This is a genomic window from Nocardioides nematodiphilus (assembly GCF_020216525.1).
Classification (GTDB): domain Bacteria; phylum Actinomycetota; class Actinomycetes; order Propionibacteriales; family Nocardioidaceae; genus Nocardioides; species Nocardioides nematodiphilus.
In genome coordinates, this window is sequence record NZ_JAIWOY010000004.1 from 77,733 (window position 1) to 90,074 (window position 12,342).

Below are 12,342 nucleotides of genomic sequence, written 5' to 3' on the forward strand. Positions count from 1 at the left end.
CCCCGGCTCAGCCGCGGGCGGGCTCGACGTACACGTTCGAGCCGAGCTCGACGAACTCCGCCGACTTCTGCGCCATGCCCGCCTCCGCGCCGAACCGGTCGCGTACGTCCTGGCTGATCCGCATGGAGCAGAACTTCGGGCCGCACATCGAGCAGAAGTGGGCCGTCTTGGCGTTCTCCGCCGGCAGCGTCTCGTCGTGGAAGGCCTCAGCCGTCACCGGGTCGAGCGAGAGCGCGAACTGGTCGCGCCAGCGGAACTCGAAGCGCGCCTTCGACAGCGCGTCGTCCCACTCCCGGGCGTGCGGGTGGCCCTTCGCCACGTCGGCGGCGTGCGCGGAGAGCTTGTAGGTGATGACACCGGTCTTCACGTCGTCGCGGTTCGGCAGGCCGAGGTGCTCCTTCGGCGTGACGTAGCAGAGCATCGCGGTGCCGTGCATCGCGATCGTGGCGGCCCCGATCGCGGAGGTGATGTGGTCGTACCCGGGCGCGATGTCGGTGACGAGCGGGCCGAGCGTGTAGAACGGCGCCCCGTGGCACCAGTCCTGCTGCAGGACGACGTTCTCCTCGACGAGGTTGAGCGGGACGTGGCCCGGCCCCTCGACCATGACCTGGACGTCGTACGTCCAGGCGCGCTCGGTCAGCTCGGCGAGCGTGCGCAGCTCGGAGAGCTGGGCCTCGTCGTTCGCGTCGGCGGTGGCGCCGGGACGCAGCCCGTCGCCGAGGCTGAACGCGACGTCGTACTGCGCGAAGATCTCGCAGAGCTCGTCGAAGTGGGTGTAGAGGAAGTTCTCCTCGTGGTGCGCCAGGCACCAGCCGGCCATGATCGAGCCGCCGCGCGACACGATCCCGGTGACGCGGTCGGCGGTGAGCGGGACGTAGCGCAGCAGCACGCCGGCGTGGATGGTCATGTAGTCCACGCCCTGCTCGGCCTGCTCGATCACGGTGTCGCGGAAGATCTCCCAGGTGAGCTTGTCGGCCTCACCGTCGACCTTCTCCAGGGCCTGGTAGATCGGCACCGTGCCGATCGGGACCGGGCTGTTGCGGATGATCCACTCGCGGGTGGTGTGGATGTCGTCGCCGGTGCTCAGATCCATCACGGTGTCGGCGCCCCACGTGACGGCGTGGGTCAGCTTGTCGACCTCCTCAGCGATGGAGGACGTGACCGCCGAGTTGCCGATGTTGGCGTTGATCTTCACCAGGAACCGCCGCCCGATGATCATCGGCTCGACCTCGGGGTGGTTGACGTTGAGCGGGATGATCGCGCGGCCGGCGGCGAGCTCGCTGCGCACCAGGTCGACGTCGCAACGCTCACGCTCGGCGACGTAGCGCATCTCCGGGGTGATGACGCCGCGACGGGCGTAGTGCATCTGGGTGACGGTGGCGCCGGGCCTCGCCCGGCGGGGCGCGGGGCGCTCGCCCTGCCACTGCTCGCGGTGGACGCCCGTTCGCAGCGCCGCCTTGCCGTTGTCGACGAGCTGAACCGTACGGCCCTCGTACGACTCGGTGTCGGCACGCTCGTCGATCCAGCCGGCGCGCAGCGGCAGCAGGCCGAGCTCGGGCTCCGAGCCGGGACCGGCGGTCGTGTAGCGGTCGAAGGTCTCGCCGTTGGTGAGTGCGACGCGGGTGACCGGGACGCCGAGCTCCCCGGTCAGGACGCGCGTGTGGGCGGGGTGGACCTCGTTGCTGGTGCTGGTCGTCATGGGATCTCCTGTGAGGTGGGGATGGTGTGAGCGATCGGGCCCCGGCCGCGGCCGAGCTCCCAGGGGGCGCTGCAGCGCAGCTGGTGAGCGACGAAGGCGTCGGCGACGGCGGCCGCCTCCTCGATGGGGCGGCCGTGGGCCAGGTGCGCGGCCAGCGCACTGGCGTGGGTGCAGCCGGTCCCGTGGTCGTTGGTGGTCTCGACGCGGTGCGGGGTGGTGGCGCCCCGGGTGAGGACGAGGCCGGGGTGGTCGGGTCGGCCGAGCGCCTCGTACTCGTCGGCGTTGGGCGTGACGACCGTGGCGACCGGGAGGAGGTGGTCGCGGTAGGCGGCGACCACGGCGTCGTCGGCGAAGGCGGCACCGGTGGTGGCGCGCAGCACCGGGTCGACCACGATCGGCAGGTGTGCGCAGCGCCGGGCGACCAGGCGTACGACCTCTGCCGACCCGAGCACGCCGGTCTTGACGACCGCGACCGGCAGGTCGTCGAGCACGGCGTCGAGCTGGGCGGCCACCACGTCGAGCGGGACCGGGTGGATCGCGTGCACGCCGGTGGTGTCCTGCGCGGTGACCGCGGTGACGACGCAGGCGCCGTGCACGCCGAGCGCGGCGAGGGTGGCGAGGTCGGCGGCGAGCCCCGCGCCGCCGCCCGGGTCGGTGGCAGCGATGCTGAGCACCACGGGCGGCGTGCTCATCCGACCGTCTCGAGGAGGTCGCGGACCACGGCCGCCGGATCGGCGGCACGCATGACCGCGCCCATCACCGCGACGCCGTACGCACCGGCGGCGCACGCGGCGGCGGCGTTGTGGGCGTCGATGCCGCCGAGCGCGTAGACCGCGATCAGGTGTCGGGCGTAGTCGTCGTGCGCGAGCGCGGGACCGTAGCCGGGCTTGGAGGCGGTGGCCGCATACGGCCCGAGGGTGGCGTAGTCGAACCCGGCCGCCGCGGCGGCGGTGACCTGGGCGCGGGAGTGGCAGCTGCGACCGGCGAGTCCTGCCGGACGCACCGTCCGCGCTCCCCCGGCCGCCGGCAGGTGCAGCCCCGCGCAGGCCGGCAGCGGGGTGTGGGCCGCGATGACGGTCGCGCCGACGGCCGCCAGCTCGGAGGCCAGCGCCGCGCGGTGCGGGTGCGGCAGGTCGAGCTCGCGCAGGACCACGTGGGTCAGGCCGGCCTCGACGCACTCGGCCACGGTGCGGACCAGGGCGCGGCCGAGCCGGAGCTGCGAGCGGTCGGTGAGCAGGATCAGACGCGGAAGGCTCGCTGCCGGCGGTGCCGGAGGGCCGACTCGACGGTGCGCGAGGGCCGGGTCGGCGGTGCGCGAGGGCCGGGTCACGACGCCTCCGCTCCGATCAGCCCGGCCATCGGGCTCGACGCCCGCGCGATCACGCGCCGCGGGATCCGCCCGGCGCTGCGGGCGAGGGTGCCTGCCTCGACGCCGAGGCGCAGCGCGGCCGCCATCGCGACCGGGTCGTCGGCGCGGGTGATGGCGGTCGCCGCGAGCACCGCGGAGCAGCCGCGCTCCATCGCGAGGACCGCGTCCGACGCGGTGCCGACGCCGGCATCGAGCACGACCGGCACGGAGACCGCCGCCACCACCGCCTCGATCGCGTGGGGGTTGAGCAGGCCGAGGCCCGAGCCGATGGGCGACCCCAGCGGCATCACCGCCGCACAGCCGACGTCCTCGAGACGACGGGCCAGGACCGGGTCGTCGGTGGCGTACGGCAGCACGACGAAGCCGCGGCGCACGAGCTGCTCGGCCGCCTCCAGCAGCTCGATCGCGTCCGGCAGCAGCGACGTCTCGTCGCCGATCACCTCGAGCTTCACCCACTCGGTCTGCAGTGCCTCGCGGGCCAGCTCGGCGGTGAGCACCGCCTCGCGCGCCGACGTGCAGCCCGCGGTGTTGGGCAGGATCGGCACCCCGGCGGCGCTGAGCAGGTCGAGCAGCCCGCCCTCGGCCTGGGAGGAGGTGCGCCGCACCGAGACGGTGACCATCCCGGGCGCGGCGGCCGCGAGCACCTGCGGCAGCAGCGCCAGGGACGGCAGCCCGCCGGTGCCGAGCAGCAGCCGGGACGAGAGCGTGCGCCCGGCGATCACGAGAGCCTCGTCAGCCACCCTGCACCGCCGTCACGACCTCGACCCGCTGGCCGGGGACGAGCGCGTACGAGAGCCAGGATCCGCGCGGGACCACGGCCTCGTCGACGGCGACGGCGACGCCGCGCGGCTCGCCGTACCGCTGGCTGATCAGGTCGGCGAGCATCAGCGCGCCCTCGAGGGGCACCTGCTCGCCGTTGAGAGTGATGGTCATCGGGTTCCTTCCGAGAGATCGGGCACGGGGACGGGGACGGGCAACAGCCGGCGCGGGTCGAGCGTGGGCTCGAGGCGGCCGTGGTCGAGGTGGTCGGCGATCAGCCGGGCGGTGAGCGGCGCGAGCAGCACGCCGTGCCGGAAGTGGCCGGCTGCGAGCACGACCGCGGGATCATGGGTCGGCCCGACGAGCGGCAGGTTGTCGCGGGTGCCCGGGCGGTCTCGGGCGGTGGCCTCGACCAGCTCGGCACGGTCGAGGCCCGGGAGGAGCCGGCGGGCCGCGTCGAGCAGGCGCCAGACGCCCTCGACGCTCGGCACCGGGGCGCCGCCGCGCTCGTCCTGGGTCGCACCGATGACGACCTCGCCGTGGCCCCCCACCGCGGCGCGCGGGACGACGTACACCTGCTCGCCGTGCACCCACGCGCGCAGTGTCCGCTCGGGCAGGTCGCCGGCCGCGACGCGCAGGCGCAGGATCTCGCCGCGCACACCTCGGACGAGTCGGGAGTACGGCGCGGGCAGCGTGGCGCCGGCCGCCACGACGGTGACCGCGGCGGTCTCCCCGCTCGGGGTGGCCAGCACCGGGACGCGCGTCAGCAGGGCTCCCACGACGGCTCGAGGGTCGACGCTGTGGTCCTGCGGCAGCAGCGCACCACCGACGATCCGGCCGAGCCGCGGCTCGTCCGCGAGCAGCTCGCGGCGACCCAGCTCGACGATCCGGTCGCCGGCGGCCCGGATCAGCGCGACCTGCCGGTCGAGGAGCTGCAGGTCACCGTGGTCGGCCGCGGCCAGCAGCGTCCCACCGGTGTGCAGCGGCACGCCGAGCCGGTGGGCATAGGCCGGCCAGAGCGCGGCCGACGCACGGCCGACAGTGTGCACGGCGGCCTCGCCGTGCCACAGCTCGCCAGCCGGCGAGAGCATCCCGGCGGCGGCGTGCGAGGCGCCCGAGCCCGGTGTCGGGTCGACGACCTCGACGCGGCGGCCGCGGCGCAGCAGCTCCTCGGCCACCGCGAGGCCGACGATGCCGGCGCCGAGCACCCGGATGAGGCGCGTCATCAGCCGACCGCCGCGACGAGCTCCTTCGCTGCCTGGACCGGATCCGGATCTCGCCAGATCGCCCCGATGACGGCCACGCCGTGGGCGCCCGCCTCACCTGCTGCCGCGGCGGTGGCGGCGTCGATGCCGCCGATCGCGATCACCGGCAGGCCGGCGTCGGCGACCGCACGGATCGCGCCGGCCCCGAGGGGCTCGGGCAGCCCGGCCTTGGACCCGGTGGCCCGGATCGGGCCGAAGCCCGCGTAGTCCGCGCCCGCTGCCCGAGCCGCCACGATGTCCGTACGAGAGCGGCAGGTCGCCCCGATGACGAGGCCGGGACCGAGTCGGCGGGCCACCTCGATCGGCAGGTCGTCAGCGCCCAGATGGACACCGTCCGCGCCGGCGGCCAGGGCGACGTCGACGCGGTCGTCGACGATCACGCAGGCATCGCCGACGAGCTCCCGGACGTGCCGGGTCAGGTCGATCAGCGCGCGCGTCGCAGCGACCTTGTCGCGGACCTGGAAGCCGGTGATCCCGGCCGCGGCGAGAGCCGGCAGCAGCGTCAGATCGTCGCCGGCCGAGACCAGGCAGAAGACACGTGGCAGCACGTGGGAGGGGAAAACGAGACCCATGGGGCGCTCCTTCGCTTCCTGCGCCGGCATGACCCGGATCAGGTTCGACGGTCGGAGCGGCTCCAGCTCCCTCTCAGCCCGCTGCCGCGGACTCCCGTGGTGGATGCGTCGACGCTAGCAGAGCCCGCACGGCCTTCGCCGCGGCCCTCCCTGCGCGGTTGCCGCCGATGGTGCTGGCCGAGGGGCCGTAGCCGACCAGCTGCACACGTGGGTCGCGCGCGGCCGTGACGGCCGTCTGGACGTCGCTGGTGCCGGGCAGGAGCGCGACACCGCCGAGGCTCGTGCGCAGGCGCAGCGGCGCCAGGTGGTCGATGGCGGGCCGGAATCCGGTGGCCCACAGGATCACGTCGACGGCCTCGAAGGAGCCATCCGCCCAGCGGACGCCGTCCGGCTCGATCCGCTCGAACATCTCCCGGCGCTCGTACGCCCCGAGGCTGGCGGCCAGCTGCTCCTGGGGGCGCAGCGCCAGACCGGTCACGCTGACGACGCTCGCCGGCGGGCGTCCCTCGCGGACCCGGTCCAGGACCTTGCCGATGGCGGCCCGGCCGTCGAACTCCTCGAACCCCTCGCCTCCGATCCAGACCGGCTCGCGGCGGGTGACCCACAGCGTGTCGGTGATCGGCGCGAGCTCGCCGAGGAACTGCACCGCCGAGGCGCCCCCGCCGACGACGAGCACCCGCTTGCCGCGGAAGTGGTCGCGGCCGGGGTAGGAGTGGGTGTGCAGCTGCTCGCCGCGGAAGGTCTCCGCGCCCGGGTAGTACGGGACGAAGGGGCGCGTCCAGGTGCCGGTGGCATTGATCAGGGTGCGGGTGAGCCAGGTCCGCTCGCCCGCGTGCACGGCGAGCAGCCCGCCCTCGTCGGTGACGCGGTCGACCTTCACGGGCCGCTCGACGGGCAGCGCGTGCTCGCGCTCGTAGGCAGCGAACCAGTCGGCGATCACGACGTTCGCGCGCGCGTGCGAGGTGCCGGGCGCAGGCGCGTCGGGCAGGTCGGCGACGCCGTGCACGTCGGCCATGGTGAGCGAGTCCCAGCGGTGCTGCCACGCGCCGCCGGGCCGCTCGTCGCCGTCGAGCACGACGTGGTCGATGCCGAGTCGCTTGAGGTGGAACGACGCGGACAGCCCGCCCTGCCCGGCCCCGATGACGATCGCGTCGTACGTGTGCACGACCGGATCAACACCGGCCCGGCCGTGCTCATGCCCGCTCAGCGCGTGAGCGTCGTCGCGTCGTCGATCCGGCCGAGCTTATGCGGGTTGCGGACCGCGTAGAACCGGCTGATCCGGCCGTCCTCGACATCGATGCTGATCGTCGAGGTGCCCACCGGTGCGGGGCCGTCCATCCGCAGCGCCGGAGCGCCGTTGATCCACACGATCCGCAGCTCGGTGCCGTCGGCGAAGCGCGGGAAGTTCCGCAGGAACGCGACGATCTTCGTGGCGCCCTGGATCGGCACCCGCGCCGCCTGCGCGAACCCGCCGCCGTCGGCGATCAACACCACGTCGGGCGCGAGCACGTCCATCAGGGCCTGCACGTCGCCGCCCTGCATCGCCGCGATCAGCCGCTCCATCACGGCCCGCTGCTCGCTGTGGTCGACGGCCACCCGCGGGCGCCGCGCCGCGACGTGCGAGCGGGCCCGGTGCGCGACCTGGCGCACGGCCGCGGCGGTCTTGTCGACGGCGCCGGCGATCTCCTCGTACGACAGGTCGAAGACCTCCCGCAGCACGAAGACCGCCCGCTCGGTCGGGGTCAGCGTCTCGAGCACGGTCAGCATCGCCAGCGACACGCTCTCGGCCAGCTCCACGTCCTCGGCGACGTCGGGCGCGGTCAGCAGCGGCTCGGGCAGCCACTCCCCGACGTACTCCTCCTTGCGCCGTGCCAGCGTGCGCAACCGGTTCAGCGCCTGCCGGGTGACGGTGCGGACGAGGTAGGCCCGCGGGTCGAGGACCTCGGCGCGAGCCTCGGCACCGAGACCGTCCCACCGCAGCCAGCTCTCCTGGACCACGTCCTCGGCGTCGGCCGCCGAGCCGAGCATCTCGTAGGCGACGGTGAAGAGCAGGCTGCGGTGGGTGACGAACGGATCGTCGAGGCTCATGAGACCGAGCGTACGACCGGGCGCTCCGCCAGCGGCTTGAGCCCGCAGGCCGCGGCGAAGCCCTCCGACTCGATGCCGAGCGCCACGTTGCCGCGGGTGGTCATGTTGGCGAAGCCGATCACGCTGGTCAGCTCGACCAGCGCCGCCGGCCCGAGCTGGGACAGCAGGCTGGCGACCATCTCGTCGGTGACCCCGATCGGCGTGGTGGTCATCGCCTCCGCGTAGGCCAGGACCTCACGCTCCAGGGGCGTGAAGACGTCGGCCTCGCGCCAGCGCGGGATCTCGCGGGCCTTGGTCATGTCGAGGCCCTTGTTGTTCGCCATGAAGTAGTTGAAGTCCAGACACCAGCTGCAGCCGACGTAGGAGGCGACGGCCATGTGGGCGTACGACTTCAGGCTCTCGTCGCAGGCGTCCCACTTCTGCAGCTTCTGCCCGAAGCCCATCGAGGACTTCATCACGGGCACGTTGTGCCACATCACGCCGAGCGACTCCGGCACGGAGCCGAACATCTTGGTCGCGAACGTCTTCACCAGCGCTCCGTAGAGGCCGGTGATCTCCTTGGCGGGGACTCGGGTCGTCATGTCATGTGCTCCTTCGTGAAGGGTGGATGACATCCAGACACCGCCCCGGCCGCGCGTGTGACAGGCCGCCGCGAAAAAGTTCCTCAGGCCGGTACGACCAGCACCGGCGCCGGGGCGATCACCAGCCGCACCCGGCCACCGAGCGTGAGCTGCTGCGCCTCGGCGCTGGCCATCTGCACGAGCAGCTCGGAGCCGCCGAGCTCGCAGTGCACCTGCGTGATCGGTCCGCGGAACGACAGCTGGGTGACCGTCGCCGTGCCCTGCTCGTCGGGCTCGACGGCGATCGCCTCCGGCCGGATCAGGGCCAGGCCGTCCCCGGCGACCGAGCCGGCGAGCGCCGGCACCTCCTGGTCGCCGAGCACGATCGCGCGTCCGTCGCGCGCCTGCGCCGGCACCCGGTTGGTCAGACCGACGAACTCGGCGACGAACTGCGATGCCGGCGAGGAGTAGAGCTCGGCGGGTGCGGCGAGCTGCTCGAGCCGGCCGGCGTTCATCACGCCGACCCGGTCGGAGATCGCGAGCGCCTCCTCCTGGTCATGGGTGACGAAGAGGGTGGTGGTGCCGACCTCGAGCTGCACCCGCCGGATCTCGTCGCGCAGCTGGACGCGCACCTTCGCGTCGAGCGCCGACAGGGGCTCGTCGAGCAGCAGGACCGACGGCTGGAAGGCCAGCGCGCGGGCGAGCGCGACGCGCTGCTGCTGCCCGCCGGAGAGCTGGTGCGGGTAGCGATCGGCGTGCACGCTCAACCCGACGAGCTCGAGCATCTCGTACGCGCGCTTGCGGCGCTCCCTGGCACCGAGACCGCGCAGCTTGAGCCCGAACGCGACGTTGTCGGCCGCACTGAGGTGCGGGAAGAGCGAGTAGGCCTGGAAGACCATCCCCATGTCGCGCTTGTTGGTCGGGACGCCGGTGACGTCCTTGCCGCCGACGAGGACCTCGCCGCTGGTCGGGTGGTCCAGGCCCGCGACGATGCGCAGCGCGGTGGTCTTGCCGCAGCCCGAGGGCCCCAGCAGGCAGACCAGCTCGCCAGGCTCGATGGCGAGCGAGAGCCCGTCGAGGCCGCGGACGGTGCCGAAGTGCCGGTGCAGGTCGACGAACTCGACGCCGACCGGGCCCTTGCCGGAGGTGGACACTCAGACTCCTTTCGGTCCCCGCGAGCGTCGGCCCGCGAAGGAGAGCAGCAACAGCAGCAGGGAGGCGAAGACGATCGTGCCCAGCGAGGCGGCCACCGAGACGTGGCTGTCGCTCTTGCCGAACAGGTCGATCACCACCGGCAGCGTCTGGTAGTTGAGCAGGGAGGCGAAGGTGAACTCGCCCAGCACGAGGGCGACCGAGATGAAGGCCGCCGACAGGATGCCGGCGCCGAGGTTGGGCGCCACCACCCGGACGATCACGGTGAACCAGCCGGCGCCCAGCGAGCGCGCCGCCTCCGCCAGCGTGGTCACGTCGATCGAGGAGAGCGAGGCGTCCAGCGCCCGGTAGGAGTACGGCAGCACCAGCACGACGTAGGCGAACGTGAGCACCAGCGGCGAGTAGCCGAAGAAGTAGTTCACCCAGGCGTACACGCCGTTGATGCCGACCACGATCACCAGCGCCGGGATGGTCAGCGGCAGCAGACACAGGAACTCGATCAGCCGGCGCAGCCGCGGCAGGCGCAGCCGGACCCAGACCATCGTCGGGACGAGCAGCACCAGCATCAGCACGACCGTGGCCACGCACAGCAGCAGCGACTGGACGATCGCGTGCCGGACCTGCTCGTCGGTCACCAGCGCCTTCCACGCCGCCCCCGTACGGCCGCCGCCGTTCTTCTTGGTGCTGAAGTCGAGCATCGACAGCAGGGGCCCGAAGAAGTAGATCGCGAAGAGCGCCAGGATCAGCCAGCGCAGCCAGGCCTTCATCGCATCCACCTGGAGGAGCGGCGCAGGAGCAGCGCGTAGGCGGTCATCACCAGGGCGACCACCACGATCATCTCCAGCGCGATCGCGTAGGCGAGGTGCTGCTGCCCGAGCACGATCTCGCTGGTCAGCGCGGCGCGGATCATCAGCGGCAGGATCGGGCTGCCCTGGCTGACCAGCGCGGCCGCGGTCGCGTACGCCGCGAACGCGTTGGCGAAGAGCAGCAGCAGCGAGCCGAGGAAGGCCGGCAGCAGCAGCGGGCCGGCGACCTGGGTGAGGTACTGCAGGCGGCTCGCGCCGAGGGTCTCAGCGGCCTCGCGCCACTGGGCGCGCAGGCCGTCGACGGCGGGCAGGAAGACGATCACCATCAGCGGGATCTGGAAGTAGCAGTAGACCAGGATCAGCCCGTGCAGGGTGTAGAGCCAGCCGCTGCCGTAGATGTCGACGCTCAGCGCCTTCTGGAGCAGCACGGTCAGCGTCCCCGTCCCCCCGATGGTCGCCATCCAGGCGAAGGCGAGGCTGACGCCGCCGGTCTGCGCGAGCGAGCCGGACAGCGCGAGCACCGCGCGCCGCAGCAGGCTGCGCTCCGGCGCGGAGGCGATCACCGTGGCCAGCAGCGCGCCCAGCACGCCGCCGATCAACGCGGTGCTGCCGGAGAGCACCACGCTGTTGCGCAGTGCGTCCACGGTCGCGCTGTTGCTGAGCGCGCGGATGTTGCCCAGATCGAAGGTGCCGTTCTCCGTGAAGGCCCCGACGATGACGACCACCGTCGGGATCAGCAGGAACACCGCCAGATAGGCGAGGAACGGGAGGACGCCGACCAGCGGCACCAGCGAGCGCGTACGGCGCATCGACGTCCTCCCCTCGATGGTGCTCACTTGATCGCGTTCGCCCAGTTCTTGGCGAGGTAGCCGGCCGCCGTGGTGTTCTGCTCCGGGGTGAGCAGGACGGGCGTGCCGTTCACCGGCGGGAGCTTGCCGAAGGCGGTCTCGTCGAGGGTGCCGTCGGTCTTCATCTGGTCGGCGAGCACCGGACGGGCGCCACCGGCGAGGAAGAGGTTCTGCCCGTCGGCGGAGTAGAGGAACTCCTCCCACAGCCGAGCGGCTGCCGGGTGCGGCGCGTCCTTGCTGATCGCCTGGTAGTAGTAGCCGCCGACGGGCTGGTCGCCCGGGACGACGACCTTCCAGCTCGGGAGCTTCGCCGTCTCAGCGGCGTTGGTGTAGTCCCAGTCGAGCACGACCGGCGTCTGGCCGGCCTCGATCGTGGCCGGGGTCGGGTCGACGGGCAGGAAGTTGCCGGCCTTCTTGAGCTTCGAGAAGAACTCGACGCCGGGCGCGATGTCGTCGGCCGAGCCGCCGTTGTTCACCGAGGCCATCACGACACCGGCGAACGCGGCACCGGCCTGCGTCGGGTCGCCGTTGAGCGCGACCTTGCCCTTGTACGCGGGCTTGAGCAGGTCGGCCAGGCTGGTGACGTCGGGGACCTTCTTCGAGTCGTACCCGATCGACATGTAGCCGCCGTAGTCGTTGACCCACGTGCCGTCGGCGTCCTTGAACGCCGCGGGCACCTTGTCGAAGTCGGCGACCTTGTACGGCGCGTACAGGTCGGTGTTCGCCAGCGCGACGGCCTGGCCGAGGTCGAAGACGTCGGGCGCGGTCGGGCGGCCCTTCTGCTGCTTGGCGGCGTTGATCTCGTCCTGGCTGGCCGCGTCGGGCTGGGCGGAGTTGACCTTGATGCCGTACTTGTCCGAGAAGGCCTTGATGATCGCACCGTAGTTGGCCCAGTCCGGGGGCAGCGCGATGACGTTGAGCGTGCCCTCCTTCTTCGCGGCGGCGATGAGCTTGTCCATGCCGCCGAGATCGGCGGCCGACTTCGCGCCGGCGGCCTCCGAGTCGTTGGCGTTGGACTTGGACGGCGGCGACCCGCAGGCGCTGACGGACGTCAGGGCGAGCAGGGCGATCGCGGTCACGGCAGAGCGACGAGCATTCACGGTTCCTCCTGGGGATGAACGGGCGTGGCGCACGCTAGCGGCGTGTAAAGGCTGTGATCGGTATATCGCATCCCGCCCCGGGAAACAGGGAGGTGAATTCATCACCGCGATCCTCGCCGTTCGG

At 72.6% G+C, this 12,342-nt stretch carries 14 protein-coding genes; all 14 read right to left on the reverse strand.

Going from position 1 to position 12,342, the window contains the following annotated elements; genetic code table 11:
• Window positions 1–7 precede the first annotated feature (7 nt).
• On the reverse strand, window positions 8–1,699 hold the full coding sequence (thiC, locus tag KSO98_RS08540; RefSeq protein WP_225284841.1) for a phosphomethylpyrimidine synthase ThiC: 1,692 nt from the start codon (window positions 1,697–1,699) through the stop codon (window positions 8–10).
• Window positions 1,696–2,391: a bifunctional hydroxymethylpyrimidine kinase/phosphomethylpyrimidine kinase gene (locus KSO98_RS08545; protein WP_225284844.1), complete on the reverse strand. Its 696-nt coding sequence runs from the start codon at window positions 2,389–2,391 to the stop codon at window positions 1,696–1,698. The genes thiC and KSO98_RS08545 overlap by 4 nt, the downstream gene beginning before the upstream one ends.
• Entirely contained in the window at window positions 2,388–3,029 is a 642-nt protein-coding gene (locus KSO98_RS18830; protein WP_225284845.1) for a thiamine phosphate synthase, read from the reverse strand. The genes KSO98_RS08545 and KSO98_RS18830 overlap by 4 nt, the downstream gene beginning before the upstream one ends.
• Window positions 3,026–3,808: a thiazole synthase gene (locus tag KSO98_RS08555; RefSeq protein WP_225284846.1), complete on the reverse strand. Its 783-nt coding sequence runs from the start codon at window positions 3,806–3,808 to the stop codon at window positions 3,026–3,028. The genes KSO98_RS18830 and KSO98_RS08555 overlap by 4 nt, the downstream gene beginning before the upstream one ends.
• Window positions 3,801–4,001: a sulfur carrier protein ThiS gene (thiS, locus tag KSO98_RS08560; protein WP_225284847.1), complete on the reverse strand. Its 201-nt coding sequence runs from the start codon at window positions 3,999–4,001 to the stop codon at window positions 3,801–3,803. The genes KSO98_RS08555 and thiS overlap by 8 nt, the downstream gene beginning before the upstream one ends.
• Window positions 3,998–5,053, reverse strand: a complete 1,056-nt coding sequence (locus KSO98_RS08565; RefSeq protein WP_225284848.1) for an FAD-dependent oxidoreductase — start codon at window positions 5,051–5,053, stop codon at window positions 3,998–4,000. Before KSO98_RS08565 ends, thiS begins: the two co-directional genes overlap by 4 nt.
• Entirely contained in the window at window positions 5,053–5,664 is a 612-nt protein-coding gene (locus KSO98_RS08570; RefSeq protein WP_225284849.1) for a thiamine phosphate synthase, read from the reverse strand. Before KSO98_RS08570 ends, KSO98_RS08565 begins: the two co-directional genes overlap by 1 nt.
• 73 nt (window positions 5,665–5,737) lie before the next feature.
• Window positions 5,738–6,829: an NAD(P)-binding domain-containing protein gene (locus tag KSO98_RS08575; protein WP_225284850.1), complete on the reverse strand. Its 1,092-nt coding sequence runs from the start codon at window positions 6,827–6,829 to the stop codon at window positions 5,738–5,740.
• A 38-nt stretch (window positions 6,830–6,867) separates the two neighbouring features.
• The gene (locus tag KSO98_RS08580) at window positions 6,868–7,752 is read right to left on the reverse strand and encodes an RNA polymerase sigma-70 factor (protein ID WP_225284851.1); all 885 of its coding nucleotides are present in this window, start codon (window positions 7,750–7,752) and stop codon (window positions 6,868–6,870) included.
• Window positions 7,749–8,333 carry a carboxymuconolactone decarboxylase family protein gene (locus KSO98_RS08585; RefSeq protein ID WP_225284854.1) on the reverse strand — a complete coding sequence of 195 codons (585 nt, stop codon included), beginning with the start codon at window positions 8,331–8,333 and terminating at the stop codon, window positions 7,749–7,751. Before KSO98_RS08585 ends, KSO98_RS08580 begins: the two co-directional genes overlap by 4 nt.
• Before the next feature lie 83 nt (window positions 8,334–8,416).
• On the reverse strand, window positions 8,417–9,466 hold the full coding sequence (locus KSO98_RS08590) for an ABC transporter ATP-binding protein (protein WP_225284855.1): 1,050 nt from the start codon (window positions 9,464–9,466) through the stop codon (window positions 8,417–8,419).
• Window positions 9,467–10,231 carry an ABC transporter permease gene (locus tag KSO98_RS08595; RefSeq protein WP_225284857.1) on the reverse strand — a complete coding sequence of 255 codons (765 nt, stop codon included), beginning with the start codon at window positions 10,229–10,231 and terminating at the stop codon, window positions 9,467–9,469.
• Window positions 10,228–11,106 carry an ABC transporter permease gene (locus KSO98_RS18835; protein ID WP_225284858.1) on the reverse strand — a complete coding sequence of 293 codons (879 nt, stop codon included), beginning with the start codon at window positions 11,104–11,106 and terminating at the stop codon, window positions 10,228–10,230. The genes KSO98_RS08595 and KSO98_RS18835 overlap by 4 nt, the downstream gene beginning before the upstream one ends.
• Window positions 11,103–12,218, reverse strand: coding sequence for an ABC transporter substrate-binding protein (locus KSO98_RS08605; RefSeq protein ID WP_225284859.1), 1,116 nt, complete (start codon window positions 12,216–12,218; stop codon window positions 11,103–11,105). Before KSO98_RS08605 ends, KSO98_RS18835 begins: the two co-directional genes overlap by 4 nt.
• Between the last annotated feature and the right edge of the window lie 124 nt (window positions 12,219–12,342).

Coding starts and splice junctions, on each gene's coding strand:
- thiC (WP_225284841.1), bottom strand. CDS start 1,699: ATGACGACCAGCACCAGCAACGAGGTCCACCCCGCCCACACGCGCGTC.
- KSO98_RS08545 (WP_225284844.1), bottom strand. CDS start 2,391: ATGAGCACGCCGCCCGTGGTGCTCAGCATCGCTGCCACCGACCCGGGC.
- thiS (WP_225284847.1), bottom strand. CDS start 4,001: ATGACCATCACTCTCAACGGCGAGCAGGTGCCCCTCGAGGGCGCGCTG.
- KSO98_RS08565 (WP_225284848.1), bottom strand. CDS start 5,053: ATGACGCGCCTCATCCGGGTGCTCGGCGCCGGCATCGTCGGCCTCGCG.
- KSO98_RS08570 (WP_225284849.1), bottom strand. CDS start 5,664: ATGGGTCTCGTTTTCCCCTCCCACGTGCTGCCACGTGTCTTCTGCCTG.
- KSO98_RS08580 (WP_225284851.1), bottom strand. CDS start 7,752: ATGAGCCTCGACGATCCGTTCGTCACCCACCGCAGCCTGCTCTTCACC.
- KSO98_RS08585 (WP_225284854.1), bottom strand. CDS start 8,333: ATGACGACCCGAGTCCCCGCCAAGGAGATCACCGGCCTCTACGGAGCG.
- KSO98_RS08595 (WP_225284857.1), bottom strand. CDS start 10,231: ATGAAGGCCTGGCTGCGCTGGCTGATCCTGGCGCTCTTCGCGATCTAC.